This is a genomic window from Marinomonas spartinae (assembly GCF_016461715.1).
GTDB lineage: Bacteria > Pseudomonadota > Gammaproteobacteria > Pseudomonadales > Marinomonadaceae > Marinomonas > Marinomonas spartinae_A.
In genome coordinates this window covers 1-22,470 of the sequence record NZ_JAEMUI010000022.1, presented here as the reverse complement: position 1 = coordinate 22,470, position 22,470 = coordinate 1, and the positions used below count along the sequence as shown (strand labels likewise).

Annotated in this window: 19 protein-coding genes; 5 read left to right on the top strand and 14 right to left on the bottom strand. The window is 43.9% G+C overall.

The annotated features are described in order from the left end of the window. The first annotated feature begins 135 nt into the window (after positions 1-135). A complete protein-coding gene (locus JHD45_RS17780) occupies positions 136-1,071 on the top strand; it encodes a LysR family transcriptional regulator (RefSeq protein WP_199477845.1) in 936 nt (311 codons plus the stop codon). 38 nt (positions 1,072-1,109) lie between these two features. Here the strand turns inward: JHD45_RS17780 and JHD45_RS17775 are convergent, their stop codons facing one another. From JHD45_RS17775 to JHD45_RS17760, 4 genes are all read right to left on the bottom strand, one after another. Beyond that, a complete protein-coding gene (locus JHD45_RS17775; RefSeq protein WP_199477844.1) occupies positions 1,110-2,432 on the bottom strand; it encodes a D-serine ammonia-lyase in 1,323 nt (440 codons plus the stop codon). Positions 2,433-2,462: 30 nt separating this feature from the next. Continuing rightward, positions 2,463-3,950, bottom strand: a complete 1,488-nt coding sequence (locus tag JHD45_RS17770) for an amidase (RefSeq protein ID WP_199477843.1) — start codon at positions 3,948-3,950, stop codon at positions 2,463-2,465. A 176-nt stretch (positions 3,951-4,126) separates the two neighbouring features. Next, on the bottom strand, positions 4,127-5,338 hold the full coding sequence (locus JHD45_RS17765) for a sugar transporter (protein ID WP_199477842.1): 1,212 nt from the start codon (positions 5,336-5,338) through the stop codon (positions 4,127-4,129). Positions 5,339-5,408: 70 nt separating this feature from the next. Then, on the bottom strand, positions 5,409-6,404 hold the full coding sequence (locus JHD45_RS17760; protein ID WP_199477841.1) for a bile acid:sodium symporter family protein: 996 nt from the start codon (positions 6,402-6,404) through the stop codon (positions 5,409-5,411). A 389-nt stretch (positions 6,405-6,793) separates the two neighbouring features. Between JHD45_RS17760 and JHD45_RS17755 the strand changes: the two genes are divergently transcribed. After that, positions 6,794-7,387, top strand: coding sequence for a helix-turn-helix domain-containing protein (locus tag JHD45_RS17755; RefSeq protein ID WP_199477840.1), 594 nt, complete (start codon positions 6,794-6,796; stop codon positions 7,385-7,387). 105 nt (positions 7,388-7,492) lie between these two features. On the opposite strand, the gene lodB is transcribed toward JHD45_RS17755, so the two are convergent. From lodB to JHD45_RS17735, 4 genes are all read right to left on the bottom strand, one after another. Then, a complete protein-coding gene (lodB, locus tag JHD45_RS17750; RefSeq protein WP_199477839.1) occupies positions 7,493-8,611 on the bottom strand; it encodes a lysine-epsilon-oxidase maturase LodB in 1,119 nt (372 codons plus the stop codon). 2 nt (positions 8,612-8,613) lie between these two features. Then, positions 8,614-10,848, bottom strand: coding sequence for a CTQ-dependent lysine 6-oxidase LodA (gene lodA, locus JHD45_RS17745; RefSeq protein ID WP_199477838.1), 2,235 nt, complete (start codon positions 10,846-10,848; stop codon positions 8,614-8,616). A 219-nt stretch (positions 10,849-11,067) separates the two neighbouring features. Next, entirely contained in the window at positions 11,068-11,622 is a 555-nt protein-coding gene (locus JHD45_RS17740) for a hypothetical protein (RefSeq protein ID WP_199477837.1), read from the bottom strand. A 90-nt stretch (positions 11,623-11,712) separates the two neighbouring features. After that, positions 11,713-12,597 carry a helix-turn-helix transcriptional regulator gene (locus JHD45_RS17735; protein ID WP_199477836.1) on the bottom strand — a complete coding sequence of 295 codons (885 nt, stop codon included), beginning with the start codon at positions 12,595-12,597 and terminating at the stop codon, positions 11,713-11,715. Positions 12,598-12,739: 142 nt separating this feature from the next. Between JHD45_RS17735 and JHD45_RS17730 the strand changes: the two genes are divergently transcribed. Further along, positions 12,740-14,146 (top strand): MFS transporter, encoded by a 1,407-nt coding sequence (locus JHD45_RS17730; protein WP_199477835.1) that lies wholly within the window; start codon positions 12,740-12,742, stop codon positions 14,144-14,146. Positions 14,147-14,349: 203 nt separating this feature from the next. On the opposite strand, the gene JHD45_RS17725 is transcribed toward JHD45_RS17730, so the two are convergent. Both JHD45_RS17725 and JHD45_RS17720 read right to left on the bottom strand, forming a co-directional pair. Further along, complete coding sequence (locus tag JHD45_RS17725; protein ID WP_199477834.1) at positions 14,350-16,473, bottom strand: methyl-accepting chemotaxis protein; 2,124 nt, start codon at positions 16,471-16,473, stop codon at positions 14,350-14,352. Between the two features lie 359 nt (positions 16,474-16,832). Next, on the bottom strand, positions 16,833-17,075 hold the full coding sequence (locus JHD45_RS17720) for a hypothetical protein (RefSeq protein WP_199477833.1): 243 nt from the start codon (positions 17,073-17,075) through the stop codon (positions 16,833-16,835). A 249-nt stretch (positions 17,076-17,324) separates the two neighbouring features. On the opposite strand from JHD45_RS17720, the gene JHD45_RS17715 reads away from it, so the two are divergent. Beyond that, a complete protein-coding gene (locus tag JHD45_RS17715; RefSeq protein ID WP_199477832.1) occupies positions 17,325-18,578 on the top strand; it encodes a glycosyl hydrolase family 8 in 1,254 nt (417 codons plus the stop codon). 50 nt (positions 18,579-18,628) lie between these two features. Here the strand turns inward: JHD45_RS17715 and JHD45_RS17710 are convergent, their stop codons facing one another. Continuing rightward, on the bottom strand, positions 18,629-19,312 hold the full coding sequence (locus JHD45_RS17710; protein ID WP_199477831.1) for an FMN-dependent NADH-azoreductase: 684 nt from the start codon (positions 19,310-19,312) through the stop codon (positions 18,629-18,631). A 115-nt stretch (positions 19,313-19,427) separates the two neighbouring features. Here JHD45_RS17710 and JHD45_RS17705 point away from each other — a divergent pair, with 115 nt between their 5' ends. Next, the gene (locus JHD45_RS17705) at positions 19,428-20,327 is read left to right on the top strand and encodes a LysR substrate-binding domain-containing protein (protein WP_199477830.1); all 900 of its coding nucleotides are present in this window, start codon (positions 19,428-19,430) and stop codon (positions 20,325-20,327) included. Here the strand turns inward: JHD45_RS17705 and JHD45_RS17700 are convergent. The 3 genes from JHD45_RS17700 to JHD45_RS17690 form a co-directional block, all read right to left on the bottom strand. Continuing rightward, positions 20,317-21,537, bottom strand: coding sequence for a winged helix-turn-helix domain-containing protein (locus JHD45_RS17700; protein ID WP_199477829.1), 1,221 nt, complete (start codon positions 21,535-21,537; stop codon positions 20,317-20,319). The two genes, JHD45_RS17705 and JHD45_RS17700, sit on opposite strands and share 11 nt — an antisense overlap. Then, entirely contained in the window at positions 21,534-21,698 is a 165-nt protein-coding gene (locus JHD45_RS17695; protein WP_199477828.1) for an asparaginase, read from the bottom strand. Before JHD45_RS17695 ends, JHD45_RS17700 begins: the two co-directional genes overlap by 4 nt. 378 nt (positions 21,699-22,076) lie before the next feature. Further along, on the bottom strand, positions 22,077-22,470 hold a 394-nt coding region (locus JHD45_RS17690), incomplete at its 5' end, for a hypothetical protein (protein WP_199477827.1).

Sequence of the window (22,470 nt, the reverse complement as noted above, 5' to 3'; positions counted from 1 at the left end):
AAGTAAAAAAAATCGTTGCCACAATAAAAAAAAATGCAAGGAATCGTTGCCAAAAAGGCATGGCTATGGCGAAATAGAAAAAGCATTAAATCTTCTAAAAAGTCGGTAAAATCCATAAAATTCAGGAAAATCAAGATGAAAGCGGCATTGCGTTTACAGGACACAGCTCTTCGCTATTTTTTAGAGGTGGCGAGATACGGATCGATCAGTGAGGCTTCTTTGCACCTAAATGTGGCAGCCAGTGCGATAAGCAGACAAATAAATAGTCTAGAAGATATTCTTGGTACAACCCTTTTCGAACGCCGTCCTCGAGGGATGGAATTGAGTGCTGCTGGGGAAATGCTCGCCGTGTATGCGCGTAAAAATGCACTAGAATCGGACAGGGTCGTATCGGAGATTGCTGCATTAGAGGGCCTAAACCGAGGTCATGTGAAAATCTCTTGCTCGGAAGGTTTTGCCATGGAATTTTTACCTCGTAACATTGCAAATTTTCGCAAAAAGCACCAAGGCATTCATTTTCACATCAATGTCAGCTCACCAGCGGAAGTATCACGACGCGTCAGTCACGGGGATGCCGACATCGGAGTCACGCTAAATTTATCTCCTGCTAAAGACATTAAAGTGGCTTACCGACAACCTTCTCCAGTAGTTGCCGTCTTTCATCCCTCTCACCCTCTGGCCCACAGAAAAACCGTCACCCTAGCCCAGCTACACCCCTACCCAATTGCCTTACCAGAAGAAAACACCACCGTCAGACAGTTATTTGATATCTGCTGTAGCCGCTTAAACCTGTTATTCGACCCAGTATTGGTCTCCAACAACATGGCGACATTAAACCGCTTTACAACCTACGAGGGCGGCATCCATCTCGCTGGCGAGATCTCCATGCGCCATCAACTGGCGGGTAACGAATTAGTTGCCATCCCCATTCGAGACCGTGGTATGGACATCCGCAACATTGAAGTGCAAACCTTATCAGGACGCACCTTACCCGCTGCCGTAAGAGTCTTTTTGGATTACATGATCGAAAAGATGCAGTTTGAAGAAAACATAGAGCCAACAATAGACTAACCACGCCTTAAAGAGCCTAGTCGAGCCAGTCATACACGTCAAAGCAACAGAGCTTGGCCTTTTTGGTAGTAGGTTTTTCTCTCTTCTTGCGGCACCATATCTCCACCAGTGGCCCACATAATGTGCGTCGCTTGTGGCAGTTTATCATTCAGCTGGTGATCAGTAAGATAGCCCCGTCCGGCGGTTAATATACGCAGTACACCGCTTACCCCCGCAGCACCTGATGGCTCTACTGGCATATTTTCAGTGTCCACCAGCATAGCCAAGTGACGATATAGATTGTCGTCGGCAACGGTATAAACACCACTGAGCAGTGTATCCATCATGGGGCCCACAAAGGCAGAAGGTCGGCCAACGGCTAACCCATCGGCACAGGTTTGGTTATCGATGCCCAACTCTTGTACGGAAATAGCATTATGCAAACCCGTTTCCATACCTAACACCATGCAAGGAGAATGGGTCGGCTCAGCAAAAAAACAATGTACATGATCGCCAAAGACCTGCTTTAAACCAAAGGTAATACCGCCAGGCGCTCCACCCACACCACAAGGCAAGTAGACAAATAAAGGATGGTTTTCATCAACCATAATCCCCTGCTCGACCAGCTGTTTTTGCAATCGTAACGCGGCCACACTGTAACCCAAAAACAATGACTTGGAATCTTCATCATCAATAAAATATGCCGTATCTTGTCGCATGGCTTCTTGTCGTCCTTGCTCCACTGCCACACCATAATCGGCAGTATGCTCAACGACATTGACGCCTTTGCTCCTCAACAACACTTTTTTCCATTCCCGGGCATCCGACGACATATGAACCGTGACTTCAAAGCCCAATTTAGCGCTCATAATACCGATGCTTAAGCCAAGGTTACCAGTCGATCCAACAATAATTTGATGCTTTGAAAATAAGGCACGAAAACCTTCTGAGTCAAAAAGACGATAGTCATCTCCAGTATGTAACAAGCCATTCGCTAACGCTAAACGCTCTGCATGCAACAAGACTTCATAAATGCCACCACGCGCCTTAATGGAACCAGCAATCGGCAATTGGTTGTCGCATTTCATCCATAAGCGACCCGGTATGTCTAGATTCATCACATCAGACAAGGCAAGTTGCAGAGCCGGCACGGCTCTCAATTCGGACTCGATAATGCCATTCGTGGCAGCCGTTTCGGGAAAGACTTGCGCGAGGTAAGGCGCAAAACGCATTAGTCTATCGGAAGCATCGAGCATGTCTGACCTATGCAGTGACAACGTAGATTGCACCTCTGCAAAGCGCGCTTTTTTCGGGTTGAACCAAGTGATTTCCTGCAACGCAATAAGCGACTGCACAACAGGGGTATAAATATAGTCAGTCACTTACAGACTCCATTAAAGATCTATAGAAAATTAAAACCCCATAAAACCCTCGGCATGTTTCAGCGCAGGTAAACGGGATAACATGGCGATATCGACTCTTGGACGCGCCAAATCGGGTGTTTTCTCTAACAGGGCTTCTAACGACTTGGCAAACGCCAAGGTAGATAAATCGTCGCCTCGTCGGCCAATAATCTGTAACCCAAACGGCATATGGTTTTTATCTCGACCAACAGGCAGGGTCACAGATGGATGCCCCGTTAAAGTCGAAGCATACGCCATCGCAAGCCAGTGATAATAGCTTTGTGTCGGCTTACCATCAATCTGCTCAGGGTAAAGCTCGTGCCAGTCTCTTGGGCTAATGGTCGTCGTGGGCGCCAGAATAAAATCATATTCTTCAAAAAATACCTGCCACGCACGATACATAAGCGTTTGTTTGTTTAGCGCACTCACTACGTCTAAGGCGCTGTATGACTCGCCCTCTTTAATATTCATCAGAATATTTGGGCCCATTTGATCTGGGTATTGGTGGGACAATTCTCGGTGATGACCGGAAAAGTTAAGCGCCCTTAGCACTGCAAAAATATGATCTGCATTGACACAGTTAGGGTGGGCCTGGTCACATTTCGCAAAGACCGAGCCAAACTGATCGATTTTTTCTTGAAAGGATTCTTTAATTAGCTTTTCCGTCATGGCAAAACCAAAATTATGGGTAACAGCCACCTTAGCGCTGCTCAAATCAAAGTCAGGCAAGTGACGATAAGCATCCCCATTGTGTTGCCCAACCCCTTCCACCACAGACACCCAAGGGTCACGGCGATCAGGACGAATCATTTGCGATAACATCAACCCCACATCTTCGACAGAACGTGCCATTGGCCCATTGGTTGGCAATGGAATTAAACCAATCGGCCGACTGTGCCCCGGCACCACACCCGGTGACGGACGAAAGCCAACCACACCACAAAAAGCCGCTGGATTACGCAAGCTGCCCCCCGTGTCGGATCCTGTTGCTAATGGGGTGATGCCGCAGGCCAACGCCACAGCTGAACCGCCAGAAGATCCCGCCGCCGAGCGGGTAACATCAAATGGATTCGCCGTTGCGCCATACACCGCATTGCGTGTATTACCACCAGCACTCCATTCTGGGTTATTGGCTTTGCCCAGTGGCAAAGCCCCTGCTTGGCGTAATTGCGCTACCATAGGATCGTCGGAGGTCGCCATATTGTCTTTGTAAATAGTACTGCCGAACGTCGTTGGGAACCCCGTTAGGTCAACCATGTCTTTCACGCTCAGTGGCAAACCGTGTAACGCCCCCAAGGGTTCCCCTTTATCAATGGCTTGTTGGGCTTGCTTGGCTTGGGCCATAAAATCGTCAGGATCACAAGCAACAATTGCATTCACCGCATGATTGACCAAATTCATTCGAGCAATGCAGCTTTGCGCTAATTCCATAACAGACAATGACTTTTGTGCCATTAAACGGCGCGCTTCAGCTGCGTTAAGATCACATGCTTCCATCCATACCTTCTTAGTGAGTTATCACGGTCATTTATTTGAATAAACAAATGGTAACGTCACACTCAGGCATCACAAAAGATGAATTTTTAGAAGAGATCATTGCTATTTTAGCAATGCAAAAAAGGCACTAATAAATGACTTTATTAGTGCCTTTTTCAACCTTGTTTCTTGATCGATTAACACATTTCAGCTGATGCTTGTGCCTCTCTGGCGACCCGACGCAACAAGAAGAAAAGCACCACTAAACCAATAACACCAAATACCGCACCCGCCGCGCCAACACTTTGCAAATTAATCCGTTGTATTACTTGGTTGCCAAATAAAGCCCCCGCACCAATACCCAAATTAATAATGCCGGAAAACAACGACATAATAATGTCAGAGGCGTTAGCATCCACATTAAACACGCGCACTTGCATGGCAAGACCAATGGTCATCATGGCCGCGCCCCATAGGATAATCAAAGCGATCATATAGCTACTATGCTGAGCAGCAAAATACAGAAGAGCCGTAGAACAGGTCACGATCACGGTACTACCGATCAACAATTGCTTATTGGCTCGCTCACCAAGATAACCAAATACCACACTGCCGATGATGCCTGCACCACCAAACAAGAGCAGAATCAATGTGGTGAACCCTGCCGAATTATGCCCGACGACTTTTAAAAAAGGCTCAATATAACTGTAAGCCGTGTAATGGGCCGTGAACATCAAAAAGATAAAAAAGTACATGTTCAACAAAATGGGCTTTTTCATCAACTCAGACACTTTACTCAAGCTGCCAGAAAACAAACTCGGTAAACTTGGCAGTAACCGAAATAGCGCGATAATCATCACAAAAGACGCCACAGCAATTGTCGCAAACGTCATTCGCCACCCTAAAGACTCACCAATCAAACGACCTAATGGCACACCCAGTACCATAGCGAGCCCGGTTCCCGTCGCCAGCACACTCAAGGCAAAGTTTTTCTTCCCCCAAGGGGCCACTCGAATCGCGATGGACGCGGTAATAGACCAAAATACGGCATGAGCAAAGGCAATACCAATACGGCTAATCAATAAGACCTCAAAACACCAAGCAAAGACCGACAAAATATGGCTGATAAAGAACAACACAAAACTTGCGATCAACAGGGTCTTACGATCCATTTTCCCCGTTAGCAGCATTAAGGGCAGTGACATCAACGCCACGATCCACGCATACACGGTCAGCATCCAACCGGCATGAGCGGGTGTTATCGAAAAATCTTGAGCAATAGACGATAACAACCCCACAGGCACAAACTCTGTGGTATTGACAATAAATGCAGCGACCCCCATTAAGATCACACGCAAGTACTGCGTCTTTTTAGAGGTGTTATCAACCTCAATAGAATCCAAATTCATTTTGACCTGCAAAATAATGAGATAAAAAAGTATCCCTTTTTAAACAACAAGATACATAGAACATTCGATGTTATCCGACGGATGTTCTCGCCGCTTTGCGCTTTGAAAATCGATTTGCCAATAACGCACACACAAAGATTTGCAGCGGATGATAAATCATAATAGGCAGTAACAGCATACCTAGCATAGGGTTTGCACCAAAAATCACTTTTGCCATAGGCACACCCGCAGCAAGGCTTTTTTTCGTACCACAAAATAAGGCGGCGGATTGATCTTCTTCACTGAATTGAAAACGATGACCGAAGAAAGACATGAGTGCGATGATGAAAAGCAATATCAAGGCGCATAGCCCCACCGCGTACAACAAAGTGACTATGGTAAAATCATGCCAGATACCACGCACAACCGAATCACAAAATGCATTATAGACAATCAGCAAGATCACCCATTTATCCAGTTTCCCAGTGATCGCTTTATAGCGACTCACCCACTGACCGATTAGCGGACGCAGCAGTTGGCCTGCTACCATTGGGGCAAATAATAACAAGGCAATGTGAGCAACGGTGCCACCAAAGTCTGCATGACTACTGGTAAAGCCCATAAATAACTGAACATAAAGTGGCGTGAGAAAAATACCTAACACACTGGATAAAGAAGCATTAAAAATCGCCCCAGGTACATTACCACCCGCAATCGCTGTCATCGCGACAGAAGAAGAAATGGTACTTGGCAAAACCAGTAAATAACAAAAGCCAAACGCCAAAGCTTTGGGTAAAAAGCTCTCAAACCAATGTCCCAATGCAAGCCAAACCAGAGGGTAAATGATGAAGGTAGCGGATTGAATAAACAGGTGAAGTCGCCAGTTACTTAAGCCTTTGCGTATATCACGGGGCGAGAGACCAATACCATGTAAAAAGAAAACGAGGGCAATCCCCCATTGTGTCACTTGGTCCAAGTGCAGCAGACCACCACTTGACCCCACCTTAGGCAACAACGCCGCCAAGGCAATTGCTAGCAACATCCCCGCTAAAAACCATTCTTTTTTTATCAACGCGAACAACGTCATCTCCCTCTTTATTACCACAAAAAAGCCGCCCATAGTGTTTTTAAGTAACCATATGTCAGCGTGTTTTTACAAGACGTATTGTCCACTGTCTGAGACAAAACAAAAGCAATAAAAATATGAATATTGCGGACAACATCATACTTTTTCACTTATTCAAGTCGCTGGGAGGACGTTAATACAACCCAGCAGTCATAACGGGCCATGACAATAGCTTCTATGTAACGTAATGCCATGAGCGACACAAAAACCGCTTGTGTAATCCTGTGTAATTGCCCTTTGAAAGAAACCTTACTAACTTAAGCGTTCAACTGTTGATGACAAGCGGAACGGCTGCCATCCATAAAATAAAAAGGCTATTGGTTACTTAGCAAAGACTTTTGGAGAGAATCATGAACAACAAGGATGGACGTATTTCATTAAATGTTGATGTGTTAAAAGCCCAAAGAAAACAACGAGGTTTAAGCCAAGAGAAAGTCGCTGAAGCGTGCTTAGAGCAAAGCCTTCTTGTATCTGTTTCTTCCATTAAGCGAGCGGAGCTGGGGATGAATGTCCTCTATCGCACAGCCACACAACTCGCTACGTTTTATGGCATTTCGGTTGAATTACTCTTAATTGATAACGAGCCTGCAACCTCACCAGCGGTATTATCAGGTTCTCATACTCAAAATAAGAATATCTTAGCCATTGTTATCGAAATGAAAAACCCAACACACAAAACAAAAATTCATTCTATGTTAGATGGCACACAGAAACACTGCCACCAACAAGGTAATTATATAACAATCGATTGGCATATCAGTGAAGATGACACGCAGGTGTATAAACGAATCCAGTGTCTATGTACCAAGCTAAAATCGACGTTTCAATCGGACATTCGATTATTTATTGAATCCACCATCATGGAACACAATTCAGAAGCAAACTTACGGCCTTCACTTACTCACAACAAAAGATCGAACCCTATAGTAGAGCATAGTGTTTAAGACTGTGATTTAATAGCATTCGCACAGTATGTATTAGATCAAGATACGCAATGGAAGCCACGCAACGTGGCTACAATCACTTCTCTCCAAGCAAACGCTAACAAACTAGGCGCTTACTCTATGTTGTTGTTTACTAGGCTTAATCAGGCGACGCTGCCAAAAAGGGTGATTAGGAAAGCGTTGCTCTTTTTTATAAAAGTCCCATTTGGTTTCGCAGTACTCATCAAAAGTCAGTATGGCATCTTGTTGATAATCCCGAACGGCTGTTTTTTGTTCATGCATTAGCGCATAAGCACCATGGCAACCACTGAGCATCGCAAATCCTATTCCCATAGAAGAAATCGGGTCAAAAGAGGCGACCGCATCACCAACGGCAACAAACTTTTCTGGGAAATCTGAAGCATAATACTGACTGTTGGCTTGTTTTACCCAAAGCTTTGGCTGCGTAGAGATACAGCCCTGTAAAGAGTTACCAATAGCAGTTGTCTTAGCGAGACATTGATTCCAAACCTCCTGACGGTTAAGTTGCTTCTCTTTCATGATATCCATATCGGTAAAGCAGGTTACCACAGCAAGGTCTTTCGACAAGCCTGCCATATACCACCAGCCATATTCGCAACTTTCAATTTTCTGTTGTTGCTCGAAGATATGCTCAGGATGCTCGACAAAGGCGCCAATACCCACAAGCTGATCGGTCACGACACGTTCAATTCCTAGCGATTGACCTATTTTTGTCTGTCGACCAGACGCATCAATCAAATATTCACTTTGATAGTGCAGTGTACCTTGTTCAGGATGAACACACTGAACTTGCCAACGGCCTTCTTGTTGCGCAATGCTAATTTGTTTACAGCGAGGAATAATCGTGCCTCCTCGTTCTGATATTGTCATCAGCAAGGTCTCATCAAAACGCGCGCGATCCAGTTGATAGGTTTTACCTTGTGCCGTGAACAGGCTGAAATGATGAGTTTTCACATCACTACCCCAATAGCTCTCTTTGCCATAATTTGGTGTAAAACATCCTGCTCCAAACGCCTCTCGTGGTATGTCCAGATACTCCAAAAAATCAAAGATACTGTGAGAAACCTGCTCACCAATACGCTGTTGTGTGAAATCGCCACGTTCAAGCAACAACACTTTTTTATCGTGGAACAACATCAAGGAGAGCGCACAAGCGGCCCCAGCGGGGCCGCCTCCTATGATAATGGCATCATAAGTTTGCATCACTAACCCCTCACCCGAGTGCCTGAACGATGAAGAATATTTGTCGAGCGAACAGGCTTGAAGGCTCGCTCTTCCAGATATTCAGCAATGCGTCTACCTCTTTCCGTTTCACCACGACTAATTTCAGCTAATCCCTCTTTTAACTTATCGGAAGAGACTTTGTGAGGGTTGATAAAAAATACTGGCAAGGAGGTCTCATTATCATCAGGGTTACCACTGATTTGCCCCACACCTATTTCTCTGTATTCAAACAATTCGTGGTTTCTTTCGGATTCAGTGAAATAGGGGAAGCCTTCATTTTTCGAGTTTTGATCTCGAATAAAAGCCAGTGCAAACCAGTGCCCTACCATTTGTCCATAACTATTGATACCACGGGCATAGTTGATTTGCTGTCCAGCAGGAAGGTGGCTCTGAAGCTGACCTGCAGCATCCAACTCACCCGTTAGCACATCCCAAGGACTTTGTGGCGGCCACCAATAACTATAATAAGCAGGTGGGAGTGGTGTTTTCTCCTCCTTGTCTTGAGTGCCTGAAAAGTAATTATCTTCAGGCACAGTCACACCATCGGGTAAATCTTTCCAAGTATGATTGGTTACCGTTAATGTCGTTTCTATCTGTGTGGCTTTATTGACCTTAGGTTCACTGAAGTTAATCGTCTGAACGGTGCAGTTGAAGAAGTCCGCCTGCCAAGGACACGCCATGCGTTTGGTTAAATCCCCTGGCTCACAACCACCACCTTCACATTCATCTCGACTAGGTGATAAACCTGTTTGGCTATAATTAACCTTGTCACGATGTTTAATTTTATATGCGTCTTCATACAGAGCTGGATTTTGCAGGTTCCATGTCACTTCAATGCCTGGACACATAGGCAAGCCCACGCAATTACCAATACTGGCAGCATCCATAGGGTTAACAGGGAAAGCTTGGCAGTCTCCAACATTGAATTTTCCTTCAGCCCACTGCTTTAACAAAAACATTTGCGTGGCATCTAAGGCGAGAAATTTTTCCACTACATTGTTAGTTAGATCATACGCATTGGCGCTTTTTACTGAGTTACTGCCCGAGTTCAGCGGCATCATGGGGAATCTATTTCCATCAGAATCCCCACTCATAAGCTGCTGCTGGGGCTGATCATAATCACCAATGACTTTCTTATCCAGCTGACGGAAATAGTTATAGTACTTCATTCGTTCAGGCTTTCTTGCCTCACTGTTATCACGATAATCAAACTGATAAGAAAAGAAACCGCTCATGGATTGTACATTCGCTACCCATTGATATTGGCTAATACGTTGAATAATAGGAAGAATATCTCTATCGAAGTTAGCAATATAATTATGATTAAAGCCGCTCCCCGTAGAATTGCTCTCACCATACATATCTGGCACCAGGTTAAAATACCGTACGCCGACATCAAAAAAGGTATCGTTTAAGGTAGAAATATTGACAATTTCAGGAGCAAAATCAGGTGAGCCCACCACGATCCAAGCATTCGTTGTCATCTGAGAAGCGTTTTTATAGGTCACTACACACGTCACTGAGCCATCTGAGATATCGTCGTACCAGTCATCGCCCCCACCGTAACCTTCTAAATTGGTATTGCCACCAGCAAAGCCATAACCGCCTAACACAATTAAGCGGCCTTGATTATCCGTACGTAGGGTCCCTAAGCTCTCAAACGTTTTTGACCCTTGTTTCATTTCGCCTTTAGGGTACGATGCGTGTGTGTAATCACTAGGAATATTATGAATACTAATTTCAATCTCAGACAAATAACCCGCAATGGTACGCGGCCCAAGATCTATAATCAGCTTCTGTCTTTCTGCCAGATCATAATCATCTAAACCGATAAGACCAACCGACTTGTTACGAAACTGAATTTTTCGATTTGTGTAGCTATTAGCTTGTCCATAAAGCAGGTTGCCATTAAGTTCACTAAATTCGTACCATGCGGCTTTTTTATTGGCTAAATGAACCGTCCACTCAATACGCTCAACATTAGGCGATTGCAGTGTTAACTCTTCACCAGACTCATCAAAGACTTTAAATACCTGCCCTTGGCGACGAATACGGCCCGCTTCATCTTTAAAGTTGATAACTTCCGTCGTTGGTTGCATGTTCTCATCGTGTTCATGGGGCAAACCGCCAATCTTCGTGGGGTTTAAAAGAAAATTATTGCCTTCTGCATTGCCCAATCGAGCCACTCCAACGGAAGGGTGAATTGAAAGTGTCATATCTTGCTCCTGTTACTCAAGCTAAAACGGGTGGATGATTCCATTACCGTTTCAGTAAAACAGGCGGGGGGATTTTTAGCAGTATCAGTTTGGTGTCAGTTGTCTTATTGACGAAGGGAAGAAAAGGAGAAGAGAGACAGCACAATACCATTTATCATGCCGTCTATTAGTTAGACGCTGAGTTACTTTTGCTTAGTCGTTAAAGAACGTTCATGGCAATTAAAATTTTCGCTCATCAGTATCAAGCATCGATTGCAACGGTTTGGGAATGGGCACACCTGGTGGGAAAAAAGCAGAAGGCAAATTGTCTACCATTGGAACGCGTCCTACGTATACCCAAAAGTTTTTTTCGTTTTGCTGATTAACCATATAGATCCGATATTCATGCCCATTGTCTTGCCAACTTGAGTCAGTACTATTTGAACTCCAATCAGAAAACTCTCCGATATAGGCTAGCCAGCGCCACTCTATTGTCTTATCTGGATTGATTCGGATTTGGACGTTAACAACATTATTGATATCAATTTGTATTGCTAGGTTAAAACGAACATGCGCCTCTTTAGGTATCGATTGAGGCATATCAAAAGCAAATACTTCCATATCTTCACTATTTGCTGCCACGTTACTGGTATACAACTCGTAAGACCCTTCCGGTGCAGGCACTTCACCAAATTGACAAGCCGTTATACCAATACTACCCTCCTGATGAATAGGTTTTCTGCCAACACCTGAAAGCATTCTTTTGTCGGCCTGTAGCGTCACAGTATAATCCATCTCTTTTTCCTTATTATGAGTGTTGTTAGAGAATATGCATGAATAGCAAAGCTTTCCAGTATCAATAGAGTATCAGTTAATAGGATAGCTTTAGCCAATCACCAAACGCCCCAGTTTGACTTTGGTGTCCTCATCATCCGGCACATACACCATTAGGCGTTCACCATTTTGCGGAGCAGACCACCAGTTAACCTGATGAAAAGCCATCTTACCAAGGTCTGGAATAAGAAACTTCTTCGTATGATTTTCAACGTCGAGAATTTCATATTGCTCCCAGTAGCGGTTAAACTCCGCAGAAGCAGCCTGCATCATGCCCAATCTAGCTTGCCAGCGAGGATCATCCATATGCTTTGCCATCGCTGCCCGGAAACTCCCCGCAATACGTGACAAAATCACCTCCTTATCGTCCATTCGTATAAGCCACTCATCATTAGTAAAGGCTAAATACATGCAGTTACGATGTTCATCCGGTAACGACGCTAAATCCACCCCCATTAACGCTCGATAAGCTTGATTAAAGCCCAAAATATCAAAACGAGCATTTTGCACTATCGCTGGCATGGGATTCAGTTGGTCTAGAATCATTTGATTCACTGACGATAGCTTCTGACATTGTCGCTGGTATTCAGCTGGTCGAGACAATCCTGACAAGGTAAACACATGGGCGGTTTCTACCTCACTACATTGCAATGCCTTGGCTATCGCACTTAAGGTTGTAACAGAGGCATTCACTTCTCGACCTTGTTCCAACCAGGTGTACCAAGTGGTACTTACGTCTGCCAGCATGGCCACTTCTTCACGTCGTAAGCCGGGCGTTCGTCGCCGACCACTGTGTAAAATACCAAGGCGCGATGGGTCTAAACTTTCCCGGCGCCGACGTAAATACAACCCGAGCTCTTTACGGTTATCTTGAGCAATAAAGCCAACGCTGTTAGCACGTTGCGGTTGATGGGAATCAAGCAAGGCGGTTGTCATACTCTCTCTTCTATCACTAGGTTTGCTGAATAAAAAGCCAAGCAGGTAGTTCTAATACTAGGATAACTAAACACTGGTACCTGTTTAACGGTTTTTACATACTGTCGACCATTCAATGATAAATCAAGAGAATCCGAATAAAATGACCACTACAGCAAAGACACTAAGCCGAGCTGGTTTGATCATCCTGATGGCAGGCCAGCTACTGCCGTTAATTGATTTTTCCATCGTCAACGTAGCGCTCGCTTCCATCGCTGAGTCCCTCCATGCCAGCCATATTCAACTCGAGTTAATGGTGGCCGCCTATGGTGTAAGTTTCGCAGTGTGCTTGGCAATGGGGGGACGACTAGGCGATAACTTTGGCCGCCGCCGTTTGTTTATTCTCGGCGTCTGGGTCTTTGGTATCGCCTCTCTCGCTTGCGGGATTGCCTCTTCCATCAATGGACTATTGTTCGCTCGCGCCGTTCAAGGTGTCGGCGCAGCCATGATTGTGCCGCAAATTCTCGCCACCTTGCATGTCACACTAACGGGCAGACGTCACTCTTTTGCAATTGGCCTCTATGGCGCCATTGGTGGTTTGGCGTTTGTCTTAGGGCAGGTTCTCGGTGGCTTTTTAGTCTCTGGCGATGTGGCAGGATTGGGCTGGCGCAGTGTCTTTTTGATCAATATTCCCGTTTGTCTCGGCATTCTTATTTTTGCTCGCGTTTGGGTACCTGAAAGTCGTTCAGAACACCCTGCCAATGTGGACTGGCCCGGCACTTTTGTTCTTGCGGCAGCACTGCTTTGTCTGCTGATTCCTGTCTCGCTTGGACCGGAATACCATTGGTCATGGCCATTTATCGTTATGCTCTTAGGTGTTATCCCTCTTTTGTATGCATTTTGGAACATTGAAAAGCATCAAGAAAATCGTCAGCGCTTCCCGCTAATGCCACCGAGACTATTACGCCTTCATTCCATTCAATTTGGCTTTATTCTGGCGATCTTTATGTTCGCCAGTTGGAGCGGTTTTATGTTCTCCGTCGCCCTGACTTTTCAATCTGGCTTAGGCAAGTCTCCACTGGAATCCGGGAATGCGTTTATCATGCTGGGTATGGCGTATTTTGTAGGCTCACTTTTCACGGCAAGAATATCCAACCGTATTGGCAAGCTCAATACGCTGTTTTTAGGTTGTGCGTTACAAATACCTGGACTGCTTGGCTTAGCATGGACTTTCTATCATTTTTGGCCAAATATCGGCATTACGACCTTACTACCAACCACCTTATTTATCGGGTTAGGACAGTCTTTTATCGTCGGTAGCTTTTTCCGCATTGGTTTGTCCGAAGTGGCTTCGAAAGATGCTGGAGCAGGCAGTGCCATGCTGACGACCATACAACAAGCCGCTTTTGGTCTAGGGTCCGCTCTACTCGGCTCCATCGCCTATCAAATCTTTGATATTACCCAAAGCCACAAAATCGCCATATCTACCACCTTATGCGCCGAAGTGTGTTTGATGGGCACCTTAGTCATCTTTGGCCTTATTTATCGTCGCAAATTGCATCATATCTAGGGGGATGCTCAAACATTCATTGGAATACGTTCTACAAACTCACATTAATCATAAGATTTAAGTGAGGGTAATGATGTTGATTCGATTGCGATTATTTCGTCACTTATGGATGGAGAAAAGATATTAACATGCTTACAAAAAAAACGGGTAGGCTGAGCCTACCCGTTTTTTTTACCAACAGACAATGACGCTTTCTGAGACTATTAACTCTTCAGTTTATTCAATTGGCTATCCAACTCATCCAACTGGTGAGTCACTTGCTCACTACTGTCATTCGTCTGGTGCGCAAAGTGCGCTAACACTTCGGCCGCGTCTTCGATTTTTTTCAACATACCAGTGATATCAATACTCACTTGGCTTTGCTCTTCCGCCGCGGCAGCCACTTGTTGAATATGATCATTTATTAGTTCTATTTCATTCACCACTGCTGCGAGACTATCGTTCACCTCTTGAGTAGACTTAACGGATAATGCAACTTTTTCACCACTATTAGCGATGCTACTGACCGCCATTTTCACTTCTTGCTGCAAATTACTGATTAAATTATCAATTTCTTCCGTAGAGTTTTGTGTTTTAGAGGCAAGGCTGCGTACTTCGTCCGCAACCACCGCAAAACCTCGACCTTGCTCACCCGCACGAGCCGCCTCAATCGCAGCATTCAGAGCTAACAAATTCGTTTGCTCAGCCACACTACGAATCACTTCTAGAATTTGATTAATATCATTCGAACGTGCAGAGACTTTATCGATGGACTCTTTTGCACTTTCCATACTGCTGCTAAGCTCTTGAACCGTATTCGTTGAACTCACGATACTACGCTGAGAGTCACTAACCATATGATTCATTTCTTTCATTTTCCCTGCTAATTCAGCGGTAATTCCAGCGACTTCATGGGCCGTGTTAGACATTTCTTGAGTCGACAAAACAACATTGGCAATCTCTGTTTTTTGCTGTGCGGTTTCTGCTAAAGAACTATTACTCGCAGTCACGTTCTCATTTGAGGATGCCCTTACTGTTACCCCAATGGATTTTAATGAGTTCACCATGTCACGAAGTTTTTGTAGAAACACATTAAAGCTGGCGCTCAATTCGTTCAATTCGGCGTGTGAATGCAAATCTAACGTTTGTGTTAGGTCTCCATCGTTACCAGACAACTGAGCCACTTGTTCATTCAGCAATTGCAATGGACGAATAATGGAACGAACAATCAACAACATTAGCAGTGTCGCGACGATAGAAATAATCACAGCCAATGTTAACTGTTCAATAAGTGCTCTTTGTTTAACGCTTGCCATCAGCGCCAATTTTTTATCCAGCTTCGCCATAGCAACCGACATGGGCAAGCTAATCAAAAACTGCCACTGAGTATTCGTACTTTCAAGATTTAAAGGCTGAGCAACAATCAATTGGCCATCTTGCTCCAATACGCCCCCCTTATTAGCCAGTGCTAACAACGCTTGACCATTTTTGGTATCGACTGCTTTAAATGGTTTACCTAAGCTCTCCTTATATTTGCTTGAGGCAACAATCAGCCCTTTCTTACTAACGATAGTGACGGAGCCTTGCCCATCATAAAGGCCCTTAGATAATTCATTAGCAAACACTTGTATAACAGGCAAATCAAGATCCGCACCGACAATCCCCTTAAACACACCACCGTCCATGACAGGCACGGTTAAGCTCGTCATGAGAACTTTAGAACCATCAGGCAAATCAAATAAGTAGGGCTCAACAAGACAAGTGGATTTCGTATCTCGCGGGCATAAATACCACTCAGAAATGCGCTGTCCGTTAGGATCTTTATCGGTATTGTATTTTATTTTTGCACTATCAACTGGATAATAAATAACCTTTCCATTTTCACCTACACCCACTGTTATGCTAAAGGAGCCATCATCTTTAGCACTGACATGGGTGTCTTTACCTACGTATTCGCTGTCTTTATTATCAAACGCATTGGGCTCAAAAAAGGTATACAGAACGCTGGCGTTGGGTGCTTCTTTTTTTGCCGCCGTTATAAGAGGCAAGACTTGCTCTCTAGACAAAGGCGCCGAAAGATTCAAATTATTAGACAATTGCATTGCCAAAACATTCACTACATCAAGGTTTTGCTCAATGTAAGCTTGGATTTTCTCACCAGCAATACGAGTATTCAGCTCAAGTTTAGATATAGCCGAATCTTTGAGGTCAGTAACAGCATCTTGTTTTAATTGATCACTTAAGGAAGAAATTTTTGCATAAGTTTGCCACGTGAATAACAAAGAGATAAATAAAACAGAGCCGATACTAATGAGTAACAACTTATTCTTTAGAGAGACACTTGCCATAACAAACCTACTGTATCAATGATAATTTCTTTCTTCACAACTATAATTAAGCACTAAAAGATACATTAATACAGTTTATATTTGTATCTAAAACGACCATCTAACTTCTCGCGCCAATCAACTAACTCCTTTAGATCAACATTGAGAACTTTACTAATATCATTTGACTCAAAATATGATAATAGTAATGGCTATTATTACCGTTATATTTCTAATTATTTAGTACAAACACTTGGTCTTCTGGTACAGTCAGTTCTCTTTTCTTAATAATATTTTTCTTACCTTCAACCACTAATTAACATTATAAAAATACACAAGATAATCTCTTACTCTTTACCAGTTAATACCTTAACTAAGCATCATAAAACTGAGCGTTGTCGAGAAAAGCGAGCTGCATCAATAATTGACCAAAGATGCAATATTCCGCCAACCACCCACATAAAGAAGAGGATCACTGTTGCCCCTAATGCATAGCACACAAAAACCGTCACAAAAAAGAACAGTGCCATAAAAAGACGCCCCTGCACCAGTTGACCTAATCCTGGAATAAAAACGCTACAAAGAGCGGCAAGCACATTGCCCCCAGAGCCTTGACCAGACATAAACACCCCCACCGTAAAAAGCCACTAAAGAATCAAGCGAAAGAACAAAGCAACAAACAGGCAACCACCATCACGAGCCTGCATTACTACTTAGCTATGTCTAAGCGATTTTATGAAAATCAAGGGGCCATGTATTTTAAGAACTGACTTCAACAGACAGAAAAAGAGAGAAGGGCTAAATAAAACGTTTTATCGCCAACCTATGATTCAATACACTACTTACTCCTTATCGCGTATGGCTAGCCCATTATGAATCGCTTTCAAAAAGCTTTAATCAAGTTATTGGCTTATTCATTGCTCATTTTTTGCGCCAGCTCGACCCAAGCGAATCAGCCAGCATCCGTGATAAAACCATCCAGATACAGCCAATCCGAACTTGATACAGCTCTCCTTAACTTCTACCAACACTGGAAAGCAACTTACCTGCGTCAACAGTGTGGCGAGAGTCGCTATTTAGTGGACATGGCAGCGGATGGAAAGACAGTGGAAGGAGGCACAGCGGCGTCTACATTAACGACATCAGAAGCTCATGGCTACGGTATGTTAATTACCGTGATGATGGCAGACTTTGACCCACAGGCAAGACGCATTTTTGATGGAATGGTAGACTTTTTTCATGATCACCCCGCCCAATCAGCCCCTGGATTGATGGCTTGGAACCAGTTAAAAAACTGCAAAAACGCGGGAGATAAAGTCGGGGGTAGTAATAGCGCCAGCGACGGCGATATGGATATTGCCTATGCCTTTTTACTAGCCGACAAAAAATGGGGCAGTTCCGGAAAAATAAACTATAAACGCGAAGCCATAAACGTCATTACAGCCATTAAGCAACATGAGATTGACCCTGAAAACCATTTTATTCGCCTAGGCGATTGGGTCGCTGACATCGATGACGGCCAATACGCTAACACTACCCGATCCTCTGATTTTATGGTCTCTCATCTAAAAGCCTACGCAGACGCAACTGACGACAAAAGTTGGAACAAAGTAAGGGATACCACTTACGCTATCATGGCAAGCATTCGCCAAACGGACAGCCCCAAAACCGGACTCATGCCTGACTTTATCGTCGGTCTACTTAATCATCCACAACCCGCCAAGGCCATGTTTCTGGAAAGCGAAGACGATGGCATCTACTCTTGGAATGCAGCCCGTTATCCATGGCGTGTCGCACTGGACTATCGACTATACGGTGATAAAAGAGCGTTATCTGCTTTAGCACCTCTCAATCAATGGATCATCAACACCACCCATGCCGATCCCCAAAAAATCGCCGACACCTATGCGCTCGATGGGATCTATTCAAAAAACAGTGGCTTTGACGCCATGGCATTTGTATCCATGTTTGCGGTGTCAGCAACAATAGATCCGTCCAACCAAGCTTGGCTAAATGCCCTCTGGGAAAATATCAAAGACAAGCCCATCGAAAATGAAGACTACTTTGGTAACACCCTAAAAATGCTTGCCATGATCACCATCACAGGACACTGGGACAAACCTTAGAAAACAAGCAGACTGAGCAAAGCAGCACGCCATACATCATCAACTTTCTACTAACGATTTCGGATGATCCTACATTGGCTTAACTGATCGACTAATGCGGCAATATCCTGTTGCGCGTTTTCCACCGAAGCCTGATGGCGCTCATCGGCAAACTCTTGATATTCCGAACCAATCTCATAGAACTGATCCACTCCCAGATATTGCGCCAACGCTTTAATATGTGGCGTTAAATGGTTCATGTGCTCACGAACGCCACCAGCACCAAACCCAAACTCCCCAGATGACGTCAACAAGACTAAGGTTTTGCCCGATAAGGTCGGTTCAATGGGAAAATCCCCGCGAGCGAGATCAAAAGTAAAGGTTTTATTCACCCTCAGCATCTGATCAAACCACGCCTTCAATACTGCAGGCATCCCATAGTTATACATGGGTGAGGTGATCACAATCACATCGGCTTGGGTCAGTTCAGTAAAGTATTCCTCGGACTCGGCCAGTGTTTGTTGTTGAGACGGGCTTCTTTGCTCTTCAGGGGTAAAAGCTGCTGCAATCCAATCCTGATCAATAAAGCTGGGAGAGTTGAGACCGAGGTCTCGATATATCACTTTGTCATGATGATTTTTATTCAGCCATAGTTCAATAAAATAACGTCCAAATGACTTCGAAATCGAATTATAACTTTGCGTTGAGTTGTCAGTACGACGAACACTGGAGTCGATATGTAGAATAGTTTTCATATTTTATGCCTCTTTCATTGATAGTGAGTAGGCATAGTGTGTTCGGCAATCGTTTTAGTGACAAATGGTGTTATTTTTCCTATAAAGTAATTATTCTCATCCATAGAGTGTCTTTATGTTTCAGCAACTCCCTTCTCTAAATGCCATCAAAGCCTTTGAATCCGCTGCTCGGTTAAACAGTTTTAAAGACGCCGCCAATGAATTAAATGTGACGCCGACGGCGATTTCTCATCAAATCAGAGCACTTGAAGACAGCTTAAAAGTAAGATTATTTGAACGAAAAACGCGAGCGGTGACGTTAACGAAAGAAGGCGAATTACTGGCAGCGTCTGCCAACCAATCTCTGCAGGATTTACTCTCAACAGTAAATCAATTAAAAGGCTCCCCTCAAACATTAACCATCAGCACCACCAACTCGTTTGCGGCCATGTGGCTGGTACCCAATCTTACTGATTTTCAGAAGCAATACCCTGACATCGATATTCAAATAAGAGCAGAAGAATTACTCATAGATATGGAACATGATAGACGTGTCGATATGGCGATTCGTTACGGTGAACCACCTAAACAACTCGAAACTAAAACACTTATTTACCAACCTTTAATTCAAGAATCGATTGGCTTCTTTGCAACACCAGACTATTGGAAAAAACACGGTGAAAACCTATCTGAAGCCGTATTTTTCTGTACTCAATGGAAGAACCCAAACCTACCAAATTTAGGAATAGAAGAAACGATAAAAAGCATCGTTGCCAACACTCAACCAAATATTCGCTATTTTAACGATGAAAACCTCACCGCCCAGGCCGCACTTTCTGGACAAGGCATCGCCATCATCAGCCAACTTGCCGTCGCAAACTCGATTAAAAATGGCTGGTTAAACCAAGGTATGGACAAAATGGCAATCTCTATTACGGGCTTACATTACTACCTTGTTATACCCAAGCGATTGAAAACCAACCAAGCTGCAATTCGTTTTAAAGAATGGTTGCAAGCGATAAAATTCAGCCCATGATTTCGTTTAACTTAATTTGTAGTTTTTGTCGTAAATGCTCGGGCTCAACTGACGCCAGCGTCACAGAATCACATTGCTGGAATTGACTGAATAGTTTAATGGCTTCAACGAAGGCGCTAATCACCATATCGTTATCAAAGCTCTGTTTTTCTAGGTATAGAGATTTGATTTCTAGACGGCGCTCTTTGCGGTGGGCTTTGCAATCCATGCGACCGATAAATTCCCCTCGATACAATAGCGGCAGACAAAAGTAACCATATTGGCGTTTGGGTTCTGGGACATAACATTCGATCTGATAATCGTATTGAAACAGACTTTTAAGTCGGTCGCGCTGAATCACGCTGTTATCAAAGGGTGACAAAATCAGCAGTCGATTATTTAATCGAGGCAAGCGACGCTCTAGCGCATCTGGCTCGATGACAAACACTTCGCCACTAGAAATCTTTATCTGCTCCAACAATCCTTGCGCCAAGCGCTCGTCTACTAAATTTTTTACCACCTCGCGCAGCCCTGTATTACGGCGTAGATAGGTCAATCCCTTTAAAGAAGCAAGCCCATGACAACGCAACTGCTGATCGATTAAATGATCTCCAAACTCTTCCAAATTAGGGAATGTTGTATTCACATAGGAGGGCAAAACTCGCTCGGTTAAATCATAGACTTTCTGAAAGCCCTCGCGATCACAAACCATCAGATCCCCTTGCATATAAAGTTGCTCAAGGGCTTTCTTCGCTGGCTTCCAATCCCACCAGCCAGCCGCATTATTGCTGGATTTGGCTTCAATATCTCGAGAACGTAACGGTCCATCAGAAGCAACACGAGCCAACAGCTCTGCCATCAACTTTTTATCTGGATCTTTGTACCAATGGGTTTGACCACTTTTTAGAGCCTGCTTGTAAGGTAAGGAAAAACGAAAATCGTCCATGGGCAAAAACGCCGCCGCGTGTGACCAATACTCAAACACATCGCCATCCTGCAACAGTTTATTGATCATCGAAGGCTCGAACTTAGGCACTCTTGAATGCAGCACATGGTGATGTGCTCGCTCCACTACAGAAATGGTATCAATCTGCACGTAACCTAAATGCGCCACTGCACTTCGCGCCCCAGCCAACCCCGAGCCAAACGGACTGGCCTGTAACAAACCTTGGGATGCCAAAGCAAGACGACGCAGACGCTCTAGGTCTTTGCGGGATGTTAGTTCAATCATAGCATGGCTTTAATCGCATTGTGAGGATAAACCAAGGTATCCACATCCCCCCAAGACTCCAACACCTCGCCGCTACTTGAAACAATAACCACCTTAATGCTGTGTACGCTTTCAACGACACTGCAACGCATTACCTGAACGGAAAGACGATCGTGCTGCATCTAGTTGTTCCTTATCTAAAATGGAAGTAAAAATAAGATATTGGAATCAGAGTAAGTTGAACAGGGGAATAAAACAAGAATTAGGAAAGTGGTACTGATTGATGGTCATGCGGGTGAACTACTGGCAATAAGCTTGCCAGAGAAAACCTTTACCCTTTTACTTCATGTTCACTTAGCTTCTTCTCAATCATATCGTTGTTTTTAAATAAGTTATTTTTAATTTGAACAAACGACTTTCGGCTTTACTATAAGCCCAAAAACAGCATAGCAACGATTATGCTTCCATACTATTCTTAAACAATCAATTAATTGGACTAATTCGCCGAGGCGACGAGATCATTTTTAGAGATGGCTTTTAATCTGACTCTATGTTCTTTTTTATATTTCTAACACAATATCGCCGTTCAGACTATTTACAAAAATAATTCGACTAAACGGTGTTTTACATAAATTGCTCGCTAAATATTCACGATACTCCACACTTCCATCATATGTGATTGTATCTGATAGAACTAACCACCACTCCTTATAGCGTTCTAGAAATGGTTTAATTTTATTCTTCTTCGTGTTATGACAAAAGACTACACTTCGTAGCATAACTTCCTGATCACAGTAATTTGAATCTAAGTCAATAATACTTGTAAGCAAAAAACCACTTCCATCTTTAACATTACGCTTACATACTTTTATTGAGAAAAATGGAGACAATGTAAATCTTACACTTTCACCAAGAAATCCATTGTCTTCGATTTCTTGTAACTTACTTTTAATC

Bases quoted from the DNA above. Each gene is read 5' to 3' on its own strand.
- JHD45_RS17780 (WP_199477845.1), top strand. From the start codon at position 136: ATGAAAGCGGCATTGCGTTTACAGGACACAGCTCTTCGCTATTTTTTA.
- JHD45_RS17770 (WP_199477843.1), bottom strand. From the start codon at position 3,950: ATGGAAGCATGTGATCTTAACGCAGCTGAAGCGCGCCGTTTAATGGCA.
- JHD45_RS17765 (WP_199477842.1), bottom strand. From the start codon at position 5,338: ATGAATTTGGATTCTATTGAGGTTGATAACACCTCTAAAAAGACGCAG.
- JHD45_RS17760 (WP_199477841.1), bottom strand. From the start codon at position 6,404: ATGACGTTGTTCGCGTTGATAAAAAAAGAATGGTTTTTAGCGGGGATG.
- JHD45_RS17755 (WP_199477840.1), top strand. From the start codon at position 6,794: ATGAACAACAAGGATGGACGTATTTCATTAAATGTTGATGTGTTAAAA.
- lodB (WP_199477839.1), bottom strand. From the start codon at position 8,611: ATGCAAACTTATGATGCCATTATCATAGGAGGCGGCCCCGCTGGGGCC.
- lodA (WP_199477838.1), bottom strand. From the start codon at position 10,848: ATGACACTTTCAATTCACCCTTCCGTTGGAGTGGCTCGATTGGGCAAT.
- JHD45_RS17740 (WP_199477837.1), bottom strand. From the start codon at position 11,622: ATGGATTATACTGTGACGCTACAGGCCGACAAAAGAATGCTTTCAGGT.
- JHD45_RS17735 (WP_199477836.1), bottom strand. From the start codon at position 12,597: ATGACAACCGCCTTGCTTGATTCCCATCAACCGCAACGTGCTAACAGC.
- JHD45_RS17730 (WP_199477835.1), top strand. From the start codon at position 12,740: ATGACCACTACAGCAAAGACACTAAGCCGAGCTGGTTTGATCATCCTG.
- JHD45_RS17725 (WP_199477834.1), bottom strand. From the start codon at position 16,473: ATGGCAAGTGTCTCTCTAAAGAATAAGTTGTTACTCATTAGTATCGGC.
- JHD45_RS17720 (WP_199477833.1), bottom strand. From the start codon at position 17,075: ATGTCTGGTCAAGGCTCTGGGGGCAATGTGCTTGCCGCTCTTTGTAGC.
- JHD45_RS17715 (WP_199477832.1), top strand. From the start codon at position 17,325: ATGAATCGCTTTCAAAAAGCTTTAATCAAGTTATTGGCTTATTCATTG.
- JHD45_RS17710 (WP_199477831.1), bottom strand. From the start codon at position 19,312: ATGAAAACTATTCTACATATCGACTCCAGTGTTCGTCGTACTGACAAC.
- JHD45_RS17705 (WP_199477830.1), top strand. From the start codon at position 19,428: ATGTTTCAGCAACTCCCTTCTCTAAATGCCATCAAAGCCTTTGAATCC.
- JHD45_RS17700 (WP_199477829.1), bottom strand. From the start codon at position 21,537: ATGATTGAACTAACATCCCGCAAAGACCTAGAGCGTCTGCGTCGTCTT.
- JHD45_RS17695 (WP_199477828.1), bottom strand. From the start codon at position 21,698: ATGCAGCACGATCGTCTTTCCGTTCAGGTAATGCGTTGCAGTGTCGTT.